Here is a 24,309-nt window from a genome sequence, read left to right as displayed (position 1 = left end):
ACGGAATTCGAGGCTTATTTCATTAGCAAAATGATTGCGATTGCGTTACGTCCATTCACCACTTCAGCACAGGATGATTCTAGGATCGCGCCCACGTCAGCACATAGATGCATGCCTCTGTATCCAGTAACCGGGCTCCCGCTTGGAGCGCCTTGGAGCAAGCGTCCGCAGTACTCCCTGTCGTAAAAATATCATCTACAAGCAATATATTCATGGCATTTTCTCCAGCATGGAGGGGGTGATTGGCCCTAAGCTCTTGAAAACCCGCTTCCCTCGGCGCGAATAACCCCTGAACATCCCTTAGACGCTGCGTTCGCGTCTTGAAGCTCATTTTCTCGGCATGCCGCGTACGCTTAAGCAGCGAATGCAACGGAATGCCATAACGCTTCGAGACATACTCGGCCATCGCGGCCGATTGATTAAATCCTCGTTCCTCTGCTCTAGTATCGCTTATTGGCACATATGTCATGGCGTCCCATCGGCCGCCTGCCGCTTCGGTTAGTCGTTCGTATACTGGGCACAGCATCTCCGCCAGAGCAGGTCCAAGCCGCTCCAGTCCGCGATATTTGTACATCGCCAGCCAGCTCCTCATGACGGCATCATAGGCAACAGCACTTCGATTCAACCGGAAATGCCGAATCGGCTGGCGCTTACAATCTTCGCAATACATACCCCGGCCGCAATGAGGGCACTCCACTCGATTTATCCATGGAATAGACTCCCTGCAACGATGACATAGGGATTGTCGCAAGTAAAGCAGCCCTTTGCCGGTTCTATCATGCTGCGATTCCCCGCGAATCATTCCATTGCACACGAGGCAGTTGTCCGCTCCGACAGACAACCAATCCGCCAACTTTGGCGCTCCGGTCAAACTCTTCTTTAATGCCGCGAGCCACTGAACAAAGCTCATGTTCCCTTCCCCTCTAGCTTGTCGCTACGGCGAACCTCGAACAAGAAACCTTTTTTAGCTGCGATACGGTTCATCCCCCTGATGTGACGAACAGCCCGCAGCTGAGAGACCGTCCTGGCCGGTCCGATAAAATAAACCTTGCCTGCAGGATCATCTGCCGATCGTCCGGCTCTCCCCGCCATCTGCACAAGGGACGCCTCATCAAATAACTTGCCATCTGCATCAAGGATAAAAACATCGCTCCTCGGAACCGTTACTCCCCGCTCCAGAATGGTTGTCGTCACTAGCAATCGTGTCTCGGCGGTGCGAAAGCGAATGACTTTATTAGCGCGGTCAGGATCCTTGGAGGACGTTGCTTCGATCTCGTTAGTCGGCAGCTGCTTGCGAAGCAGCGCAGCCATAGGCTCGGATTCGCTAATACGCTGTACGAAAAGAAATACCTGCGCCCCGCGCCCCAAAGAATGACGGATGGCATGCAGGAGCGAGGCAGGCACACTCCCCTTTGCCAGCAAATGGCGAACACTTGGCGAACGAAGCAGCTTGGGGACGGGAAGCGGATGTCGGTGATATCTCACGGGCACTCGCGCATGCGCCAGTCTGCCTTGTTTGGCCTCATATTGAAGCTCCCGAGGAGGGGTTGCCGACAACAGCAGCTTTGGCGCGCCGGGAAGGCGGCTTTTGTCTGCCGCGAAATACAACATAGGATCTCCATGGTATGGATAGGCATCAATTTCATCGACGATGACGAGATCGAATGCTTCGTGAAATCGGATGAGCTGATGCGTCGTCGACAACGTGATTTCCCCCCTGTCCCAACGTTGTTCGCTCCCTCCGTAAAGCGTCACAACATTCGATGCAGGGAAGGCTTTCCGTATCCGGGGATCCAACTCCAAGACGACATCCCTGCGCGGAGAGGCAATCAAGGCGCGCCCCCCTCTGCTTATGATGGACTCGACTAACGGAAAGACCATCTCCGTTTTACCCGCTCCTGTCACCGCCCAAATAAGGAAGCTGCGATCGGGTGAGGGTTTGTCCTCCTCCAGAACGGAGCTCCGCGGACTAGACGCCTCCGCTTCTACGACATGCAGCTTACTCTCATATACCTTGCTTGTTGCTTTGCTTGTACTGCTGCTTGTTCCCTTGCTAATGCCGTTGCTTGTTCCCTTGCTTGTTCTTTCGCCCTCCCCCTTGCGCGAACCTGAATAGTTATAGCGGTCCTCGATCGCGGTTCGTATCCTCTGCTCCTGATTCCCGCTTAGGGGACGCGTATCCGATTCGTCATCTCCGGGTTGCTGGTCCATGTCACTTGCACCAGATTTCCGAGAGCGGCCAGACGGCATTAATCGCGTGATCGCTCTGCCAAGAGTATTACTAAGGCGTGGTACACGAGTGTCTTTCACTCTCTCTTCAACGGGGCGCTCTTCGAGAAAATGCAGCGCCTTCGCCGTAGCCTCCCGCTGCGCCGGACTTAGTCCCCACTTGCCAAGTCGTTCCGGCATCGGCTGCCGACGGAGCGCCTTCCATCTGCCAAGCCCTTGTTCCTTCCATACGGGCGAGTCGTACATGCCCCGAATGAGCAGCTCGCACTCCCGGCTCCGGCCCATCAGAATGCAGGCCTCGCAATATGCGCATTCGCGCCCGCAGGACATGCATGGCGCGCGCCGCAGATGCGCCTCCCCGCTGCCGCAACGCATGCAGCGGAGTCGGCGCCGGGCGTCCGCCCGCTTGCCCTCGGGGGCAGCGACCGATCCGCTCAGGCGCACCTGCCCGAGCAGCGCAGCCAACTGGATCGCTTCGCTCCAGTTGGCCTCGGCGCCGGGCACGGCTGCACTGGCGAGCAGGGCGCGCGCTTCCACGCTTAGCAGCGCGCGTCCCTGCAAGAGCCCGGCGGCAAGCTTCGCGATTGCCGCCACATGACTCCACCGGTCGGCATCCATAACTTGCCGCCCGTCACCTGCGCTCCAGCGCACCACACTTCTGCGCCGTCCCTTACTATTGACGCGCTCACCTTCATAACTTCGTTCGCCACCGTTTCTTGCTAACGCTGTAACTTGCTGCACTTCCCCAATGCCGCCGCCACCATTACCTGCTATCGCAGCAGCTTTCCGAATATCTCCAATGCCGCCCCCATCTTTACCTTGCAGTCGCGTATCTCTTACTCCTTCTTGCCCTCCATGCGTTTCCATTCCAGGCCGACCCTCGTCATACCCACACTCCCCTTCATTCGTTCTACTCTCATTCCCCCCATACAATCCGCCGCCTTCATAACGCTCCGCCACCGCTCCTTTTCTCCAATCGAACAGCCAGCTTCTTCGCCTACCCGAGTCTGCTGTCCGGATTTCATCTATGAGTCGCGACATCCTTCCGACAGCCTCCGCTTCGCTAGGAGCTCTCCCCTGCTTCCTGCTGCGGCTATCAGCCTTTCCTGCACTTTTTGCCTGCCCCACAGACTCCTTGGTCTCCCCCTGATCCCACAGGGCTGCCCATCCCTGTTTCGCAAGCAACGTTCTGCTTCCGCGCTGGCCTCTTCCCCTCCACAGCCGCACCGCTTCGGCCGCCTGACCGAGAGGCATCGGTTCCTGCCAGTACCAAGCGCAATCCGCCTCTTGCCAGGCGCTCCCTCTTCCGAACCAATAAGCGTAATCCACCTCGGGCGACAGAGTCATCCAAGCTGTCCATTCTTCATTTTGCTTCAACAAATACACATATGCTTTCAACTGCGTTCCCCCTTTTTTGGTAACTGCTCTGTTTTTTTAATCTCGTACGGCGTCTGTCTCCTTGCGTCCCTTCAAGTCCACGACAAAAAAGCACACCGATTAAGCCGTTAGCCGGCATTAATCAAGTGTGCTTCACTTGGATTCTAACATTTTACATTTCGTTGTGGTATATAAGGCGATTATAAGCTAAAAAGGCATCTTAGACAAGTCTTCCGGATTTTGTAAATCTACCAATACAGGATAATCCCTTTCGGATACGATTCCCCTCGATTGAAGGAGCCATAGCAGATGAACCGCTCCATCCCCGCTTGATGAATAACTCTTGCCGTCAGTAACGCCAGACTCGCCCGTATCCGTCCTCAACATCTCTACCAAATGGCTTTCGCGATTCCACCGATCTACGATCGCTTTCGACTCGTCTGTCAAACCGCGATCAAGAACGGTCAACCGTATGTCACTCCCCGTCCAACTCGAGAAAGAATGTATGGATCGCAAATACCATTCCATATGAGGCTGCCGCCCGTCCGCGATCAGCACATAATGTCTGCGCAGTTTCTCGCGCTCCCCTCCGAACCTGAATGCCAGATGCACCAGAAGCGCTGCAGTCGCATAACAACCGATGACCAGAAGCAGAAGCTCTAACATATCAGCCACCTCCTCTATGCCACTATATGCCGAGAGGAGCCCATCGGTTACGGCAGAACAGGACAAGAAGCTATAATGTGCATCCGCTCACATATTTCGACAATCATTTCGGTCCAGTCCCCAACATCCCCCAAAATAACACCCTTGCCGTATATTCATAATATGTTATCATTTTTGTACAAGCCCTATGCATATATTCAAATGACTATTCGGCATTCCATGTCATGCCCTATGCTACCGAAGTCATCCGGAGACTTGGACAGCGTATTGCGTTGGGAAACGACTAGCACCGCCTTGCAGGATGTCGGAGGAGAGCCGCAGTTACTGATAGAAGGAGAGTGAAAGCATGTCAACCGTTAAGAAACGACTTGCTTTTTTATTATCAATGATACTAATTGTATCATTTCCGTTAAGTTCCATTGTTTGGGCGGAAGGCGGCAACTCCGCCAACGATACGTTCCCCGCTCCCGTACCTGCCCCAATCTGTCAGACCTATACCAAAAACATCAATGCCGTCGATCGAGAAGGGATCCAGATCGTCATCAATAACAACGGGACAGCGACAGCCTACTTCGAAACGAAGATGGACTGCGTTGAAATTACGTTCTCCGACTATAAGTATGACAGCTCGCCGTTGCCTTACGAAGACCAAGTATTGTTCTCTTCTCATACGCTAAAGGCAGATTCGCCGGGCAAATATGAACTCACGATCGACTTGCCTCAGTGCGGTCCTTCGCAGCTTGACCTCTACTTGGGTCCTGTTCAGGAGCATCTGCAGCCTGGAACCGGACATTTTTACCTGCTCAAATATGCGTTCCAATCGGCCACCGGATGTACGACGCCTAGTCCGACTCCGTCGCCAACGCCGGTTGAGACTCCGGTCCAGACGCCTGTCGAGACTCCAGTCCAGACACCTGTCGAGACTCCAGTTCAAACACCTGTCGAGACTCCGGTTCAGACACCTGTCGAGACTCCAGTCCAGACACCTGTCGAGACTCCGGTCCAGACACCTGTCGAGACTCCGGTTCAAACACCTGTCGAGACTCCAGTTCAGACACCTGTCGAGACTCCGGTTCAGACACCTGTCGAAACTCCGGTTCAGACACCTGTCGAGACTCCGGTCCAGACACCTGTCGAAACTCCGGTTCAGACACCTGTCGAGACTCCTGTTCAAACGCCTGTCGAGACTCCTGTTCAAACGCCTGTCGAGACTCCTGTTCAAACGCCTGTCGAGACTCCTGTTCAAACGCCTGTCGAGACTCCTGTTCAAACGCCTGTCGAGACTCCTGTTCAAACGCCTGTCGAGACCCCAGTCCAGACACCTGTTGTCACTCCAGCACAAACACCGGCTGTGACTCCATCAGTATCACCATCAGCACCATCGGAGACTCCGCCAGAATCGCCAGAGCCAACTGAGACGATCATTACCGTCGAAGAGGAGGAGATTCCTAGAGGAGGGCCTGACGAGAAGGTTGATCAAGCGATAGATGAGAACCTGCCTCCGATAGATACGCTGCCCAAGACTGGCGATACAAGTCGTATGCCCTACTATTTGCTGGGAAGCTTCGTCCTTGCTTCCGGCTTGCTGACACTCAGACAACGTCAACGCAACTCCAAATAATTCCAGAACGAAAACAGCACGGCCTCCCTGGGCCGTGCTGCTTCTCTTTTCATTCATCTTTGCCGGCTCGTTCCCGATACGAGCAGCCCCTAAAACAATTTAATTTGTTCCACTTTAATTGGATTTAACTCTTGAACCTCGACGCCATACTTGTTGAAAAACTCCCCTACCAGCTTACGATGACAATACCGATGATCTGGACAAAAACAAATAAGGACTACATTCTTGCCGGCAATTAACCGCTTATATACTTCTCGCAAAGCCTTTACTCTGGTTTCCCATTCAAGTTCTTTCAAGAACCTTTTTTCATATAGGGGCCACCATTCCTCTTCGTCCAGCTTATTTTTCCATTCTTGCAGAGCCGTACGAAATAAATCAGGCGAGGGAGAGAGATCCCGAACGGTCTCTGTATCCCTAATTTCATTGCCAGCCCGCGTAATAAGCAAACGATCAGCCTCGAAATTCACCTTATGCAACCCGCTTGCATTGCAGGTATATAATTTCCCTGGAGGATTTAGATACTTGTTATTCAATCAAATGCACCGCCTTATACCATCGATAATGCAAAAAAGAGCCCCGAAATCTGCACCCTCGCAGCTTCCAAGCTCTTCTCACTATCCATCGAATTTTACAACGTCACCCATCCGAACTTGATCGAGTTGATAACCGCTTGCGTACGGTCGTCGACTTCCATCTTCTGAAGGATGCTGCTGACGTGATTCTTAACGGTCTTCTCGCTGATGAAGAGGAACTCCCCGATCATCTTGTTGCTCTTGCCTTCCGCCATCAGACGAAGCACTTCCGCCTCGCGGCGAGTAAGCGGACTCTCTTCGGAAGCGTGATACTTCACGCCTGCTTCCTTGGCGGCCGCAGCGCCGGTCGCAACGCCCATCTCGTCCAGGTAGGTCATCCGGCGCAGCTGGTTGATGAGCTTGCCCGTGACTTTGGGATGGATATAAGAATAGCCTTGTTGTACGGAACGAATCGCATTAATAAGCGACTCCGCCTCCATATCCTTGAGCAAGTAACCCGTCGCGCCCTTGCGAAGGGTTTCGAACACGTAGCTTTCATCGTCATGAATGGATAAAATAATGACCTTTACATCCGGAAACATCGACTTAAGCCGTTCGGTGGTTACAACACCCGTCTCGATGGGCATATTAATGTCCATGAGAACGATCTCCGGTATGGTGTGATTGCAGAACTCCATAACCTGAATACCGTCTCCGCATTCACCGATAACCTCGATATCGTTTTCCATATTGAGAATGCGTTTCAATCCTTCGCGGAACAGCTGATGATCGTCAGCCAACAATATTTTGATCTTGTGGCCGTTAGACGTGGTCTGATTCATTAGTCTCAATCTCCTTTCTATGTTCGGAAGTCGTAGGAATATCTATTACAATCTTCGTGCCTTGTCCCGGATTTGAGTCTATATCAATCCTTCCTTCGATCAACTCAACCCGCTCCCTCATGCCTATTAGGCCAAAATGCGCATTGCGCTTGGGCGGCTGGTTGATGCTTTCAACTCGGAAACCTACTCCGTTGTCCTGTATGGTAAGCGTAATAATCTGGGGATGAAAGCTTATTTCGAGGGAAACGTGTGAAGCGCCTGCATGCTTGAGCACGTTCGAAAAAGCCTCCTGGACCATGCGGTAAATGGCTGCCTCCATAGCTGATGGAAGTCTGATTTCCTTGCCGGAAAGCTCGAACTTGGTATGGACCCTGGCCTTCTCCTCGAAGTCCTGGGTGAACTTCCTGAGCGTCGGGATCAGTCCAAGATCGTCGAGCGCCATCGGCCGAAGATTAAAGATGATCTTGCGAATTTCCTCCAGACCGGAGCGGACTTGTCCCTTCAGATCGACCAGTTCGTTCTGTACCAGCTCGAATTGACCTTTGATCAGCATACGTTCCGCAATCTCGGTGCGCAACACGATATTCGCGAGCGACTGCGCAGGGCCGTCATGAATTTCTCTCGCGATTCGCTTGCGTTCTTCCTCCTGTGCCAGAATAATCTTGAGTCCCAGCAACTGTCTTGTCTTGGCGGACTCCATGATTCTCGTCACCTGATTCAGGTCGCCGGTCAGATACTCCAGCACGACATTCATCTGTGAAGCGATCATTTCCGCTCGTTCCACCGACTTCTCCACATTGCGAACCCGCTTCTGCAAATCGTCGCGGCGGGACTTCAGATAGTTCTCCTTCTCGCGATAGACCATCAGATCCAGCTGAATCTGAGTGGCCTTCTCGTAAGCGGATTTAATATCCTCTTCCTTATATCGCACGAAATCGCGGCTGACCTCCGTGAGCCTGATCCGGGCCAGCCGGTATTCCTGCTCAAGCTTGTCAACCTTATCGATGGTGCGAATCGTCTCCTGGAGCACTTGCTCCAGCTCCTGCTCCAGCGCTTCGAGCTCGGAACGGGCCGATTCGCAGATTTCATATATTTGGTACTTGCTGTCTTCCATCACCTTGATGGCATTTGCAATAACTCTATTAATGTCAACGGTCAGGTGATCCACGGCAGCCTGGCACTCCCTTATTCCTATAGAGGTTGTTCCGAAGATCCTGACCGGGAACACGGTTTTATAGGATATTCCTTTACATCATACCACACTTTAGCCCTATGGCGTCCAGCCTAATCTATCGTAATCTGTCTTAATTTATCCTCATATTTCACCTTGAAACCGAGCTTCTCCGAGAATAATCGGATCGGAATCAGCGTTCTGCCGTTCTTCGTAAATGGCGCTACATCTGAAGTATAACGAACGCCGTTAAGCGTATAGTCCTTCTTGCCGATCGTCATCTCCAGCATTTGCGATCCCCTTAGAACGGTCACTCTTCTTGTCTTGTCGTCATACAGGACCTCTGCCCCCATGGCTTCGGTCACGAACCTCAGCGGCACGTAGGTGGAGCCCTGCTGAATCAGAGGCGCCGCCTCCAGCGTCAAGGCCTTGCCATTGACAGTCGCCTTCGTGCTGCCAGCCGTCATCACGATCGAAGCGCGAGCCGGTTCCTTCACGGCGGTCGCCGTACGAAGCGTCAAGTTATCGATGGCAATAGAGCCTACGGGAAGCTTCTCGACATCAGCTTGTCCCAACGTCACAACATAGATGCGCTTCAACTTGGCCGGGAACGCCACTCCGGCAAGATCGACCTTCACGTTTTTCCAGCCCGTCCAGTTCAATTCCTTCGCAACGTCGAGCAGATGCGTCTTGCCCGCAGCGTCTACGATTTCGGCGCGCACCCAGTTATTGCTCGTATCGCTATAGACGTCCATCGTCAATGAGGACGGCGAACCGGATAATGTCAGTCCGTTGCCAAGCACCGCATAGGAGGCTCTTGTACCCGTTCCTTGCGTAAAATCATAGCCGATTTGCAGCGCTTTGCCGCTCTTCTGCTCAGGCAGATCGGTCACGATCTTAACCGTACCCTTCGTTGTTTCAGCTGGCGTAACCTGAGAAGTAATGGCATAGCGGGCCGTCTCGAAGTCTTCAATAACCGACGCTTGCTCGCCTTTCACGAAAGGAACCGTCGTGCCATATCCGTCGTAACGGGCAATCGCATAACCTGTCGTCGCATCCTTCTCTAATTCACCCACCGAGATCGCTCCATTTTTGTATTCGCCATCGAAGCCGATGAACTCCCACACGAACGAGTCTCCTGTCAAATTATAGGTGCTGCCGTTCTTCAGCTTGACCGTGATCGGCACCTGAAGCGTCGAGCCCGGCGACAACATGCCTGCGGAAGCGTTGATCTTCATCGAAGCGATCTGCTCCTGTCCGATAACCTCTACATCATAGTTAGCCGTCACATCGCCCGACTTGACCGTGAGCTGCGTCTTGCCGATCTTCGTCGCGGTAAACACATTGCCGCTAAACGTACCTATGGCAGCGGACGAAGTCCAGGTTTGCGCGGATGCATCAACGCTCATCGGGTTGTAATACGTATCATAGGCGCTTACCCCATACGTCACGTTTTGGCCAAGCAGCATCACGTTAGAGCCCCTGACCATCATGCCCTTAAGACTGCCTTGCGGCGCGTTCGTAAAGACGCCGATCCCGTTGGAGACCGCACGCTGCGAGCTCTCCTGGGTAGAATGGGCGAGCTGTACGGAAGTGCTGCCCAGCGGACGCTCCGTCATCGTCGTGGAGCCGCCGCCGTCGAGATTCAGTCCCTTGTGCACGCCTAGCTGCACCATTACTTGCTGAAGCTCCTTCAGACTAAGTCCCGTGTTGCTTCCCGACTTCTCCGCCGTAATCAAATAGACCTTCGTGCCGTCCTTGGAGTAGCCGATGCCGGATCTAGACGTATAGGAATTGCCGCTGACGCCTGCAATGTCGCGCGAGAACGCCGAAGCGGCTCCATTGTCTACCAGCAAAGTATGTCCGCCGATCAGCATGGAAAATGTCGACGGCTCAACATTGACGCCTTTCGTTTTCGACCTCAGGGCGTAATCCGCCGTTACGGCTTCTCCTACCTTGAGATTCTCTCTTATGAATTTGGCGGCATCGCCTTGACCGGCGCGAAGAATATAGCCATTTTCCGGAATGGCGGTCGTTATGGCCGTCTCAACGGAAATTTCCGTAACGATACCGTCAATGACCAGCGCTTCCGTCGGTTTGGTCGCGGAATTCTTCGGACGCTCCGCGCCGCCCCATGCGCTTGTATAGATATAAATCATGTTGGAATGGCTGTATGTGATCCCGTCCGTCTCGCCAAAATAAGCGGACTTGTTGATTCCCTCCAGATTAAACGTATTCCCGTTCGATGCCGTTACCGTCCCCGTAAAGGTATACGAATCGATGACGGGCTGACGATCCTTCGTAAGGGAGAAGGCGTACATGCCGCTCAATCTGGAAGGAGTCGAAGTCAATACGCCATTTTGCACCTGTGCCCCGAGCGGCGCGCCTTCGCTATTCGACATGATGAAAACATCGCCGTTAATACCGCCGATGGCTCCGCTTTCTTTGGTCATATTGAGAATGTTGTTCCGCTGTCCGACGCTTCCCGATTTCCCGCTGATCGTGTCCAGCGACACGTATGGATTCGTCAGATCGACTTCGATCACATGCACGTCAGTCTTAACGCTCTTATTGCTTCTTGTTGTAGTAAAACTATAATCCAGACGCTTGGCGCCCGATGTTAAAATCGATTGCGACTTCAGCTTGAGCTGAGATGCCGTCGCTGCGCTCGCTTGTGGAGCCAGCCATTGTCCCAGTCCCTCCGGCGCTATAGACGCGACCGGTCCTGCAATGAGGATGCCGCTCATCGCCACGATAATCACTTTAGTCCCTAAATGCCCTCTTCTCTTCATCCGACCGTGTTTGCCTTGCTTCAACTTGCCCATTATATTTTGCAACTCTCCCATCCTCTGTTGTCTACTTATAATAGACTACAAGTTTAATAGAAAAGTTACGCCCATTTGCATAAAAGACTCTTATCATCCTCCATGTATCGAAAAATATTGTTAATCGCCACTCTATAGAAAATCGGCAAGAACGGAATCAAAGGATTCCATTCTTGCCGTTTTACATTTCTATGTGGACAAGAAGCCGGCTTTCTCCAGGAGACGCTGAATCATGACCGCGCCTTCGGCACGGGTAGCGTTCGTCGTTGGACTCAACCTTGTGCTCGACTTGCCGTTAATGATGCCGAGATAGATCGCTTGCGCCATATTCGTCTTGGCGTAAGAGCTGATGCCGCCCCGATCCCCGAAAGGCTGCAGATACGAGTCCACGCTGCCTGGCAGCGTTACGTTCAACTCCGCCACCTTCGCCGCGCGCATCATCATCGTCGCCATGTCCTGGCGAGTTATAGGAGCGTTCGGTTTAAACGACGAGGCGCTGACTCCGTTGACGATTCCGGCTGCGGATGCAGCTCCGATATACGCTCCCATCACCGTGTCCTTGTTCACGTCCGAGAATTTGGCCGCTGCCGTTCTATCCCCCGTCAATCCGAGTCCTTTGGCGATATAAGTGGCGAATTCGCCGCGCGTGATCGATTTTTCCGGCTCATATTTCGTTGTCGAATGTCCTTCGACAATAAATTTGCGAGCCATCATTTGCACGGTATCCTTCGCCCAATGCGTGCTCAGATCGCTAAAGCTCGACGTATTCTTGACGAGCGCGTAAGAGCTGTTGCCCTTGCGTTTGAATATGGCTCTCGTCCCGCCGCTCTCCTCCTTGAATATCGTCGGAACGTAAGAGAGCGTTCCTGTTACCGGATCCAACCAGACGGCAGCAGACTGGCTTTCAATGATGTTGGCCGTCGTTTTTAGCGATCTTCCTACATAACCGTTGAAATCCGTCAAAGCAACCTTTGTCGCTCCATTGACTACAAATGTCTCATAATAAACGGGACCTTCAATGATTTGGGCTTTGGACGAGTTCAGCGCTTTGGACAAAGCAGTTGTTTGGTTATTAGCGCCCTGATCAATCGTGATGAGCAGTTGGCTGGATACTCCATTGCCTCCAACGGAAGAAGACAGCTTGGCGAAGTTCAGCAGCTTGAGCGGCACCTCGTAAGTGGCGCCCTTATGCTCCACTCCGAACGTCACGTCTCCGCCTTGCTTGCTCGCCATCTCTAGCGCGATCAGGCTGATCGCCGCAATACCGGCCCGTTCGTGATCCGGTACCTTAAACACGATTCGCGGACTTGTCAGGCCCGCATTGCGCGCTGTCGTCACAGCCGCTATAAATTTGTCGTTGCTCACGGTATAGCGGCTTGCGGAAACGCCTGCCGGCGAAATGTCAGTCGTTGTTGTCGCCCCTGTATACTTGATCGCGATGCCTCCGCCGTCCGATGCTTCATAATCGCCGGTCAGATTATCCAGCAGCGTCGTCTGGTTCGCGACGTTGGCATTCGTAAAGCTGGCCACGGACTGGCCGCCGAGCGTCACGAGTCCCACGCCTGTCGGCAAATACGATATGGTTGCCGATTCTCCAACATTAGCCGGAGAGGACAATGTCAGAATGACAGTTGATCCGGCTACTTGCACGGTACTGATCGTTCTGACGAGATTGTTGATGCGAACAACGAACGTGCTGCTCGAAGGCACAGACACCTGGTTAAGCGTCTCGTTGAAGGTTAACGTCAGCGTCCGGCCTTTCAGGATGGCGCCCCTTAGCGCGCCTGTCTGTCCGGTGCCCGTCCCCGTACCGTTGTTAGCGGTAATATTCGTAAACGAAGCCGCAGGGTTGCCGGAATAGTCTCTTAACGTCGCATTGGTCGCGATATAGGACACCAGAATTTGCTGCGTCGTCGCCACTCCCGAAGTCAGCGTCAAGTATACGGTGTCGCCTGCCACAATAACGTTGCTGATCGTTCTCGCGCTGCCGTCGGCCGTTACGCTATATTGGTAGATGGTCGGCGCCGTGCTGGAATTCAACGGTTCATTATATTTGATGGATACCATCGTTCCGTTAGCCGTAATGTTCATGACTGTCGGCGCGAAATAATCTCCCACGGTACCGCCGCCGCCCGAATTGCCTCCGTTCACCGTAAAATTGCTGAACGCACTTACCGTATTGCCTGACACGCCGAGTAATGGATAGCTGTTCGGAGTGTAGGATACGTATACGGGCTGACTGCTCGTTATGGAAGCGTTGACCGTCAGCTGAATGATGTTCCCGCTATGCCAGATCGCCGTCGGACTGTAGCTGGCCCCGCCGACCGTTACCGTGAACTGCGTGTAAGCAAAGGTGTTAACCGAGAAAAGCGACTCGCTAAAATTAAGATTTACCGTATTGCCGTAGGCCGTTCCGCTGCTCACGACAGGCACGGTGCCCGTTGAGCCGTTCGACACTTCCAGATTCGTAATCGTTGCCGCCTGATTGCCGGACATGTCTTGAACTAGCCCGGTAGCCGGCTTCGTATACGACAGTACCACCTTTTGATTGCTGCCTACGGAGCTCGCAAGTGTCAGCGTGACGATATTGCCCTCTACCTTCACGGCAGTGACGTTGCGCGGCGCGCCGGCGACTGTGACGTAATAACTCGCTGGCGAAGGCTTCAGATCCGCTTTAAGCGGCTCATTATAGATCAAGCGAATGATGGAGCCGCTCACTTCCGATCTCGTGATCGTCGGCGGCGTCGTATCTCCGCCTATCGTCTGGAACGTCCACTGATACGTATTGAGAATTCCGACAAAAGAGTTGCCGACAAGATCGAGCACGGCATTCTCTTCGATATTGACATAGTAGTTCGTGTTAGCCGCGAGCGGTTGGCTAGGCGTTATCAAAATCCTTTTGTTATTGGCGGGATCTACGCTAAAGGATCCCGTGACGGAAACAGCCGAGCCGCTTGAGCTCGTCGGATTGAAAGTAATGGCCCCTGGTCCGGTCATCACCGGCTTGTCGAATAAAGCTGCAAATTGCGATTGGACCGGAACGGCGGCAGCCCCATTCGCCGGCGTCAAGGTACTCAGCATCGGACGCGTACCGTCCTGCGTAACCATAAAGGTCCAGCCCGTTGTGCTCGAGATGCCGGCGTAGAAGTTGCCTGCGCCGTCTCTAATCGCGCGATTGCCTATCGTGACGTAATAACGGGTGTTGTTGACGAACGACTTCGCCGGATCGGAAGATGAAATATATTTGTTTGGATCTACCGTAATTTGCTTTGTACCGCCGCCCGTTACGCGCGGCGACGTAATAGGGATTGAACGGAACAACGTCCCTCCGTTATACTGGCGAATTTCGATATTGCCCGTATTCGGGTATACCTCTTCGTTGAAGGTTAGGGTCAGCAGCGTATTGGTGCCGCTGGCTGTACCCCCGAAGGTCGGCGTAACGCCGGTGAGACCTGGAGGCGTAATATCGTTGCCATAACCGGTCGTAAAGTTCCAGATCGTCGCCGCGGAGATGCCGTAGAACCAATCCGACGTATTCGGTGCTGGTCTCGTAAACGCGCCTGGCTCGATAATGACATAATAAGCCGTGCTCGAGGCGAGGTTAGAAACGGGATCGATCGTCGCGACGGTGTTTCCTTCGCTGAGCGTCACCCTCGAGGAGTTAGCCGCGATAGTTTCCACGACCGCATTGTCGCTAACTCGGCGGATCTCGATAGATTTGCCGGCGCTTCTTTGTACCGCCTGATCAAAACGTATCGTTAGATTGCTGTCGATCGGTACCAAAATGGCGTTGTCGGCAGGTTGCAACGGATCCGCCGAAGACAGATTGACAGGAGCCGCTGCTGTCGTGAACGACCAGGACATGCCGGCAAACGTGTTGCCGGATGAATCCTCGAAGTTGTCGCCTGCAACCGTCACCGTATAGGTAGTGCTTGGCATGAGAGCTCCGTCTGGGATGATGGAAATCGTATTGGTGCCGCTGCCCGTCACGCTGCTTGCCGTGACCGGAATATATCGCATATCATCTGTCGAACTCAGGACGATGTTGCCCGAAGCGGCATAGACCGGCTCACTGAATGTGATGGAGAGCGAGGTCGTAATGGCGTGAGTACCGCCCTCCGGCGTGCGAGATACGTATGTCGGCCTCACTGTATCTTCCGTCACAACGGTGCGGAAGTTCCAGCGAGTCGCGTTCTGAATGCCCGAATAAGCTGCTCCGTTCGACACGTTGAGGAATGCTCCGGCATCAATCATCACATAATATTCCGTATTCAGCTCGAACTTGTAATTCGTCGAGGCGAGCGTTGGATTGATTGTTACCGTATTGGAGTTGATGCTCACTTGCCCGGAAGTGGCGCTGATCGCTTCCACCAGGCTGTTATTGGACGATTTGTATATAGATATGTATGAGGTCGAGGCCCCTGCCCGGACGGCTTCGTCGAAGGTCAGGATCAGATTGGCGCCTAACGGCACTCCGGTCAAATTATCGGCGGGCGATAAACTAACGGCTACCGGTCCGGCTGGTGCCGCCGTCACGGCGCTCTGGTTCAGAGTCCATCCTGCAGCAGGCAAGCCGATCTGCAGAAGCAAGGCAATGGCAAGTAGTATAGACAGCTTGCGGGTTACTTTCATAATCGATATTCACTCCTTAGGCTTTACGCTCGTACCCTATTTGTCGGCTTTTGCGCCCCAATAATTTAGGCTAACGACAAAAAACGCCGTACTCCGTCATGGAACATAACGGTAGCAACGACGTTAAGGTTGCGATCAATGATGAAGGAATGAAGAAGAACTGCTGGCTTGCATCTTGCTTGATCTCTTATGCAGGTACGCCTGCATCGGCTTTCAGCTTCTCGGCTTTGTCTACTCGCTCCCATGGCAGATCGACATCCGTACGGCCGAAGTGACCGTAAGCAGCTGTCTGCGCATAGATCGGGCGGCGAAGATCCAGCATTTTGATAATGCCTGCGGGACGAAGATCAAAGTTCTTCGCAATCAGATCAACGAGAATTTCTTCCGATACTTTACCCGTGCCGTAAGTGTCGACGTTAATGGATACCGGCTTCGCTACGCCGATGGCGTAAGCAAGCTGGATCTCGCATTTGTCGGCCAAGCCCGCGGCAACAATGTTTTTAGCCACGTAACGCGCTGCGTAAGCCGCGGAACGGTCAACCTTTGTTGGATCCTTGCCGGAGAATGCACCGCCGCCATGGCGCGCATATCCGCCGTAGGTATCGACAATAATTTTGCGGCCAGTCAGACCCGCGTCGCCTTGAGGACCGCCGATAACGAAACGGCCTGTAGGGTTGATGAAATATTTCGTCTGTTCATCAAGCCATTCCGTAGGTACAACCGGCTTAATCACATGCTCCATAATATCCTGCTGGATCTGCTCCAACGTAATTTCCTCGGCATGCTGCGTGGAGACAACGATGGTATCGACGCGTACGGGCTTGCCGTCCACGTATTCGATCGTGACTTGCGTCTTGCCATCCGGACGAAGGTAGCCCAGCGTATCATTTTTGCGCACTTCGGCCAGGCGACGCGCAATACGGTGCGACAACGCAATTGGCAGCGGCATAAGCTCAGGCGTCTCATTGGTCGCGAAGCCAAACATCAGGCCTTGGTCTCCTGCACCGATATCCTCGTTCTCCTGCCTCATATCTTTGCCTTCACGCGATTCAAGCGCGGCGTTAACGCCCTGGGCAATATCAGCGGACTGCTCGTTAAGCGATGTCAGAACCGCACATGTGGTCGAATCGAAGCCATACTTCGCTCGCGTGTAACCTATGTCCTTGATTGTTTTACGTGCAATCGATGAAATATCAATGAAATCCGCTTTGCTGGAAATCTCTCCGATAACAAGTACGAGTCCTGTTGCGACGGAAACTTCACAGGCTACGCGCGCATTAGGGTCAGCCGCGAGGAATGCATCAAGTACGGCATCAGAGATCTGATCGCATATTTTATCAGGATGGCCTTCTGTTACCGATTCTGATGTGAATAAGTGGCGTCCTTTTACCGACATCCTTATCAACCTCCTACAAAACCTTAGTATCTAATAAAGATAAACGTTTTACACAAAAAATGAACCTTTTCCGCGAAGGAAAAGGTTGTTAGACAACTCTTCTTCTAAAAAGTCATAATACCGAAAATGTCGCTTAGTGTCAATGGACACCGATCTTGTCAACCATAGCGAATATGTGATTCGGGCGTATGCCTTAGGCGACATTCCTGGTCTATATGTGATCCGAACGTTCGACTTAGAGCGTCAATCCAGATTCAAACGTGATCCGAATGTTCACCTTAGAGCGTCAAACCGCCATTCAGCACTTGCTCAGCCTGGGAGACCAGCCTCTTGGTAATTTCTCCTCCAACGGACCCTGCCTGGCGAGAGGACAATGTGGACCAGTTTACGCTGCCCGTACCGGAAGCATGGACTGCGCCAAGCTCTCCAGCAAATTCCGTATCCGCGCTACCTGCTGAATATCCGCCATTCATCAGACCGAATTCTGCGGCGATTTCATATTTCATTTGATTCAGGACCGATTTGCATTGCGGCACAATCACTTTATTCGAGCGACTCATTATAGAAAGCACCTCCGACAAAGTTTGATTTACGACCTTATTGTGCTTCGGACTGCGCCTCCTCAAGCGTATAATCTATTGTCAGTATGTGCAGATTATGACATGCGGTGATTATTTAGGAAAAGTGCTGGACCAATGAGAAATACTCTATCGAGGCTTCTCAAAGATGAGCGACCGCGTTTAAAGGTAGGATTTATCGCCAATAAGAAAGCCGTTTTCGTGGACCGAAAACTTATACTTTCTTATGTGGTAAAAAAGCAGCCGCTACCGCTTGTATAAGCGATAACAGCTGCTTCGACTGATTATGGGGTATCCCATTATTGAATGGTATAAGGGCCTTTAACAACTAACGTGAGTGGAACAGTTTCGTCTGCGTGACCTTTGATGCCACGACCATCGCGCGGGAACCAAATGAGATGGTTCTTAGGCACGTCTTTGCCGTTTTTAATGTCAATGCCTTCCGTCAGGTCGGACAAACCGTCCGTTGTCGCGCTATAGGCGATAGCTTTGCCTACGCGAACAACCACTTCGGTCCCTGCGGCCGCCATCAACGTCTTGCCTAGTGGCAGCTCGACAACCTCAAGCTTTACTGCTGCTCCTCCATTAGAGCCTCCATCGCTACCACTGCCGCCCGAGTTGTTACCACCATTGTTGCCGTTGTTGCCTGAACCATTACCAATCGTTCCGCCATTCGTCAGTTTCGCGATCTGCTCGTCCACGTAGCTTTTTGTGACGACCGGATCTTCGATCGTACCTGGCGTAATGGTATTGGAATTGGCCACTAATGGCTTCGCCATTATCATTCCGACTCCGATTCCCGCCGCGATCAGAAGCACCGCGCTCGTCACCTTTAAAGCTTTTATATTCACTTCTTACAACTCCTCCTGTCTAGTATCCTATTCAATAGGATACTAGATTTGAAGATGATAGGCTAGAGACTCCTCATACTTTGACTATCGTATCAGTTGATACGTTCCAAACTTTTTAGAACTTAGCAGACGTTTGAAACCATCAATTTCTTCATACACATTAACTGAATAACCATTAAATATCACATTACCAAGCTGTAGTCCTTTAATTGGAATAATGATTTGCTTCTCTTCACCTACTTGAAGCCCATCACCTTCCGCAGGCTCTACAGTTACTGTTGTACCGTAAGCATTTCTGCCATCCGTTACTTCAAAATATAATTTAGTTTCCTTCTCAATGTGATCGTAAATTCCAGTTTTATTTAAGGTATACGTCATATCTAATTTAATATTTTCAACATCATTAAGCATTGTATTTAATTTATGCATTGTAAAAGTATAAGGACTTACTTTTAAATCCGCAATATTGTCACTAACCTTTGTTTGATCTTTTGGCAATTTAAAAGCTTTAGCAGAAATATAACTATCTGGTGAAGTTTCTGGTGTACTAAAAGCTTGACCATTTAACCCTTCACCAATGATTAATTGAATATTTCCATTATTTACAAGCGTTTTAGGTACTTCCGCATATGCAGCTAATAGCGTTTTACCGCCTGGCGCAACACCGCGTTTCACATTATTAATTTTCGCTTCAATATATTGTCCATCAGCAGTTTTAAAATATCCGTATAAGGATGGAAGATTGCCGAATCTGCTTTCATTATTCGTGTATTTAAATTCTGCATAAATTAAATCTTTATCTTTACCTTCAAACATATAAGTACTTTCAAAATTAATTGTAGCTCGTCTTCCAACTGATTCCATTTCAAATGCATCGCTAATACTCAATTCTGGAATCGATTTAATTTCATTTAATTTAAACAAACCAATTGTTTGCTTTTTAGATTCACTAATTTCATCAGTAAGATTTAGACTTAGCTCACTAAACTTATACGTATACGGTACTTTCGTAGAAATAGCAAAATAAATTGATTCATTCGGCTCAATTAATCCCGAATTATTTAGCTGTATAAAGTTAATTTTTTCATTGTTAATAAGTTGGCTATTCATACGGAGCAACGTTTGTAGCTTTGGAATAGCTTGTGATTTAGTACCGATATTTTTAATCTCTATAAAAGCATTGATAATATCCTGATTACCCCAAGGTAATCTTTCTGCTTTTGAAATATTTATTTGATAAATTCCTTGCTCATTTTTATATGTCTTACTCAAAACACCTTTAACCTCTTGTAACTTAGATAACCTGAAAGCTGTTGTAACATATTCAACCTTGTTCACTTCAGATTTCGGTAGTTTAACTAACAACGTTAATCCTTCGGTCTTAGCTGTTGGCAATATCGCTTGTATAGTAATTTCTTTTTCAATGCCAGGAATTAATTGTACTCCAGTAGTTTGATCAGCAACCTCGACAGGATATCTTATACCATCCTTGGACATAATTTCGAACTTATAGTCTGGCAAAGTCACAACTTCTTTTCCTTTATTAATCCACTTAGTAGTAAAAATAATATTATTCGAAGTTCCACTGCTATCAGTAAAAATGCTATCAATTTGTGCGCTTACAGCCTTGTCTTCAACCAATATTGAAGCTGCTTTTTTTTCGTCTACAATCAAATTATTGCTCTTGCTCCAGCTAATATTATAAATAGCCTTTGGAATTTCAATCTTTGCTTCACCGTCTAAAGACGTTACTAAAAGTTGCGCTCCAGTTACATCAGTTTTTGAATTAACATTCGTTCTTAAAGAATAAGATAGCTTATCTCCAGGAGCCAACTCTTTATTTTCAATTGGATCATGGGTTAATCTAAGCACTAATCCCGCTTTCGTTCTAATGTAGAACCGATACTCAGGAAGTGAAAAGTCATACATTCCGTTATTTTCTAAATTTAAGTTGATATTGAGTTGTTTATTTGCTCCTAACGTAAATTCAGTCCCTGGACTCAAATATGATTTAGTTTTGTTATTGTCTGTCGTATTTATGTAATAGTAATTTATAGGTACTGCGTTTTGATAATTTCCCGGAACTTTTACCTGACCAATAACTTTTGTATAGTTAGGCAAAGAAAAATCCCATTTTACTAGCTTGAAATTCAAATCTGAATAAAATAGCTTAGTATCTATTTGAGAATAAAAAATAAAATCTTTAGAAGTTTTCGGAGCTACTTGACCTGATTTACTATTTCCGGAATAGGATTTTATTGGATACTTTGAGCCAGCTGCAGATGATAACTCTACCCAATAGTCTAAGAAATCAAGTGATGTATTATCCCCATTGTAAACCGTTAATGTAAAATATACTTCTTTATCCTTACTGCCATATTTAAAATAAACATCTTTTATTTGAATATAGCTTTTGGAATTCAGCATAAAGGTTTGTAGACTTGCCCCTTTGTATTGCGTCATTCCTGTCTGAGCGTTAACAGTCACCATTTGACTAGGGTTTATCAATGAAACAAAAAGGGTTAGCATAACTAGCATGATCACTTGCAGTGAGAAAATTCTCTTCATCGTCTATATCTCCTTTGTTTTGATATTACTATAGACGCTTTTTGACGTGATTATGTTTCGATATTTAACCAAAAAAAAGAAAAGTCCCTTCGGGGACTTTTCTTTCTTAAATCAATTAGCTAGTAGCAACAACTTTAACTTTCACAGACTTACCATTCTTAATCGATGTGAATGTCACAGAATAGCTGTCACCTGCAGCAATGCTACCAACGTTTACAGTTACGTTGTTAGCAGTTTGACCGTTACCAGTAATGTCACCAACAACGAGTCCGTCCAGCTCACTTACTGTAGCAGTATAATCAGCAGCGGCCAGAGCAGGTAATGCAACACCAAATTGGTCTTTGGCTTTAATTGTTGCAAATACGTTAGCGATCGTCAGGTTTGCAGAAGCACCTTTTACAACTAGATCAGCAGCAGTCAAAACGCCAGCATCTTTTGCTTCGAATGTTGTAGGTAAAAGAGCCTCAGTAGTTATTACGATCTCTTTTGAAATTTGTTCACCAGTTGCAAGAATTGTTACAATATACTTGCCTGTTTCTGTTTTGTTTTCCGCAAGTGTAGAAGCAGAAGCATTAAGCTTTCCATCAACAACTTTTAATGGAGCAACAGCAGTGAGTGTATAAGCGTTTGATGGCAATGTAACAACAGTACCATCGGATTTTTTACCAGTTACTTTAACAGCAACATCATGAGTGCTGATTCCTGTTACTGGGGCTGCTTCCTGTACGCTGATTTTCTCAGGAGTTTCAACTACATAAGAATCAGCTTGAATTGCACCACTATCAATTACGTTAAAAGTAAACCCTGCGTACTCACTCACAACACCACCTGTGCTGTTTTTAAGTACAACTTTAACTTGCTCAGAACCTTTTTTAGTAGCAGTAAGAGTTACAGAAGTAGTACCTGTTTCAAGGGTATCAAAACCAGTTACGACCCCAGCAAGAGGATTTTGTGCACTCAATTCAACTTTGAAACCATCCGTTAATAGATCAGCAACCTTCATGTTCCGGCCGTGTTGATCTTTAACAATAATGTTTTCAGCTTTAATTTCTACTGTGCCGCCAACCACAAGAGCATTAGAAACTTTATCAAACCCAGTTACAGCATCAGCTTTAGCTTCTGCTTGAACAGAGATTTGAAGTTGCGAAACATTAGGTGTGCCAACTACAGTAGAAGAAATAAAGTAAACGCCTGGTGTAGTAGGTACAGTCCACTCGATTTCTGCGTTTTTAGTCAGGTAGTTTTGCTTAAGAAGAGCACCATTAACATTAACTTTTGCAGTGTTTACATCGGACCATTTAGTCAATGCATTACCGTTTTGATCGTAAGCAGAGAAAGGAATCTTCACTGTTCCATCGCCTGCAGCAACAATTTCTTCAGGTTGGTTCAATGTAAAGGTTGTAAGCGTTGCAGCTTTTTTAACAACTACATCAATGGAATCAGACTTTTGTCCGAACAAAGTAGTAACTGTTACTTTGTTAGTTCCATCGAAAGACATCGAACCAGTGTTAGGAGCGATCAATTTAATACCCAATTTGTCATTGTTTGGACCTTGTGCATCTAGAGCCGTTGCAATGTCAAGGGTAAACAATGTAGGATTAGAAGTTAGTGCAAAAGCGCCTGCTTTCAATGCGGCAGCATTAACTTTGTTGCCATACTGATCCTTCGCATCAAGTAGAAGAACGAAGTCAGGGAAATTAGAAGCAGTGTTTAATTCTTTGTTTTCTGGGTGGTAAACAGAGTCAATTTCAACGGAATCAACAACTGCTTGCTGACCAACTGTGAAAGCCTGGTTAGCGGTTACGCCATAAGTGCCAAGGTTAAGAATTGCAGTAACGTGAATTGTTTCACCAAAGGTAAATGTTGCAGAGCCGTTGCCATTGACGGCAAGAACTCCGTTGTTACCAGTACCAGTTGCACCTGGTTTACCAATGTGGAACGTTAAAGAACCGCCAGAACTTTTCGTTACGTCTTCACCAAATTGGTTAACGATTTGGTAAGCAGTGCTTACTTTAGAGTTATCTGGTTGCGGCAAGCTGCCAGGAGCAGCTGGAAGCGAACCCAGAGCCAATTTGTCACTCAGGAATTTAATATCAGTCACTTTTTCAGCTTGAGCTGTGAAGTCTGCAACAAGATCTTTTTCAGAAACGCCAGAAACCGTTACAGTAGAAGCTCCATCCAACAATTTAGCAGCTAGGTCAAGAACTACAGTCTTCTTATCTTCTGAATAAGTCGTTTTTGCTACATCACGCTTAGCAGCATTATTCTTAACTTCAAACTTAGCTTTAGACTCGTCTACTGCTCTGTTGAACTTAACAGTGATTTGCTTAACGCCAGTTTGTGTCGAAGTGATTGCAGCCGCTTCAACCAGACCCAGAAGCTCTTCCAGAGTCTCGCCGTTTTCGCCTACAGGCGTTTTCAGAGCTGCTACGATTGCAGTGTAAGTTTCGCCACGAAGTGGAATCGCGTCGAAATCCGTGTCTTCAGGAGCAAGACCAGCTTCAAGTGCAGCGCCGCCTACTTTGTCGTATTCAACTTCTTGACCAAGTGCACGAAGAACCAGCAGGTAGAAGTCACGGTTTTCCAGCTCGTCGCCGAAGCCGAATACTGTTGCGCTTTTACCTTTAACCAGACCTTCTTCAACTGCCCAAGAGATGTAACCATCATAGTTTTTGTCAGTTACGTCTTTGAACTCGTGAGTTTTTTCAGCACCTTTTGCTTCGTCTTCAGCGCCGAACAGGCGGGACAGAAGAACTACGATGTCTTGACGTTTCCAAGTTTGGTCTTCTTTCAGGTCGCCGTCTTGGTTACCCAAAATAACACCAAGCTCGTTAAGATATTCACCAGCAGTTGGTTGTTGCTCTTCTGCTGCGGATACTACAGTTGCGAACATGGAGAATACCATTGCGATCGCAACTAACAGGGATAAACTTTTCTTCATAACCTTTTTTTCTCCTCCTCTAAATTGCTTCGGTTGTTGAGAGTTTAGTACAGATAGTGAATTGCTCGTTTCCCTCATAGCCGATTCACCCCCTTCCCAG

General features: G+C 49.3%; 14 protein-coding genes. 1 reads left to right on the top strand and 13 read right to left on the bottom strand.

Features of this window, described 5'->3' with window-relative positions:
• Window positions 1-79: 79 nt before the first annotated feature.
• The 3 genes from H7F31_RS05310 to H7F31_RS05300 form a co-directional block, all read right to left on the bottom strand.
• Complete coding sequence (locus tag H7F31_RS05310) at window positions 80-910, bottom strand: ComFC family protein (RefSeq protein ID WP_187103320.1); 831 nt, start codon at window positions 908-910, stop codon at window positions 80-82.
• The gene (locus tag H7F31_RS34135) at window positions 907-3,627 is read right to left on the bottom strand and encodes an ATP-dependent helicase ComFA (protein ID WP_261800313.1); all 2,721 of its coding nucleotides are present in this window, start codon (window positions 3,625-3,627) and stop codon (window positions 907-909) included. The genes H7F31_RS05310 and H7F31_RS34135 overlap by 4 nt, the downstream gene beginning before the upstream one ends.
• A gap of 186 nt (window positions 3,628-3,813) precedes the next feature.
• Window positions 3,814-4,272, bottom strand: a complete 459-nt coding sequence (locus H7F31_RS05300) for a hypothetical protein (protein WP_187103319.1) — start codon at window positions 4,270-4,272, stop codon at window positions 3,814-3,816.
• A 346-nt stretch (window positions 4,273-4,618) separates the two neighbouring features.
• Here H7F31_RS05300 and H7F31_RS05295 point away from each other — a divergent pair, with 346 nt between their 5' ends.
• Entirely contained in the window at window positions 4,619-5,893 is a 1,275-nt protein-coding gene (locus H7F31_RS05295) for an LPXTG cell wall anchor domain-containing protein (protein WP_187103318.1), read from the top strand.
• An 89-nt stretch (window positions 5,894-5,982) separates the two neighbouring features.
• Here the strand turns inward: H7F31_RS05295 and H7F31_RS05290 are convergent, their stop codons facing one another.
• From H7F31_RS05290 to H7F31_RS05245, 10 genes are all read right to left on the bottom strand, one after another.
• Window positions 5,983-6,426, bottom strand: coding sequence for a DUF488 family protein, N3 subclade (locus H7F31_RS05290; RefSeq protein ID WP_187103317.1), 444 nt, complete (start codon window positions 6,424-6,426; stop codon window positions 5,983-5,985).
• A gap of 95 nt (window positions 6,427-6,521) precedes the next feature.
• Entirely contained in the window at window positions 6,522-7,247 is a 726-nt protein-coding gene (locus H7F31_RS05285; protein WP_187103316.1) for a response regulator transcription factor, read from the bottom strand.
• Window positions 7,228-8,415 (bottom strand): sensor histidine kinase, encoded by a 1,188-nt coding sequence (locus H7F31_RS05280; protein ID WP_108994399.1) that lies wholly within the window; start codon window positions 8,413-8,415, stop codon window positions 7,228-7,230. The genes H7F31_RS05285 and H7F31_RS05280 overlap by 20 nt, the downstream gene beginning before the upstream one ends.
• Window positions 8,416-8,531: 116 nt before the next feature.
• Window positions 8,532-11,255, bottom strand: a complete 2,724-nt coding sequence (locus H7F31_RS05275; protein ID WP_261800312.1) for a stalk domain-containing protein — start codon at window positions 11,253-11,255, stop codon at window positions 8,532-8,534.
• Between the two features lie 177 nt (window positions 11,256-11,432).
• A complete protein-coding gene (locus H7F31_RS05270; protein WP_187103315.1) occupies window positions 11,433-15,875 on the bottom strand; it encodes an Ig-like domain-containing protein in 4,443 nt (1,480 codons plus the stop codon).
• Between the two features lie 187 nt (window positions 15,876-16,062).
• Window positions 16,063-17,271, bottom strand: coding sequence for a methionine adenosyltransferase (gene metK, locus H7F31_RS05265; protein ID WP_087569447.1), 1,209 nt, complete (start codon window positions 17,269-17,271; stop codon window positions 16,063-16,065).
• Between the two features lie 278 nt (window positions 17,272-17,549).
• A complete protein-coding gene (locus H7F31_RS05260; RefSeq protein WP_187103314.1) occupies window positions 17,550-17,831 on the bottom strand; it encodes an alpha/beta-type small acid-soluble spore protein in 282 nt (93 codons plus the stop codon).
• Between the two features lie 317 nt (window positions 17,832-18,148).
• Complete coding sequence (locus H7F31_RS05255; RefSeq protein ID WP_261800311.1) at window positions 18,149-18,700, bottom strand: hypothetical protein; 552 nt, start codon at window positions 18,698-18,700, stop codon at window positions 18,149-18,151.
• A gap of 84 nt (window positions 18,701-18,784) precedes the next feature.
• Window positions 18,785-21,268, bottom strand: a complete 2,484-nt coding sequence (locus tag H7F31_RS05250) for a hypothetical protein (RefSeq protein WP_187103313.1) — start codon at window positions 21,266-21,268, stop codon at window positions 18,785-18,787.
• A gap of 115 nt (window positions 21,269-21,383) precedes the next feature.
• Window positions 21,384-24,209, bottom strand: a complete 2,826-nt coding sequence (locus H7F31_RS05245) for an S-layer homology domain-containing protein (RefSeq protein ID WP_187103312.1) — start codon at window positions 24,207-24,209, stop codon at window positions 21,384-21,386.
• Window positions 24,210-24,309: the final 100 nt, after the last annotated feature.

Source organism: Paenibacillus sp. PAMC21692 (assembly GCF_014303795.1).
Classification (GTDB): Bacteria; Bacillota; Bacilli; order Paenibacillales; family Paenibacillaceae; genus Pristimantibacillus; species Pristimantibacillus agaridevorans.
The sequence above is the reverse complement of the archived record's forward strand: the minus strand, read 5'-3'. Positions and strand labels throughout refer to the sequence as shown.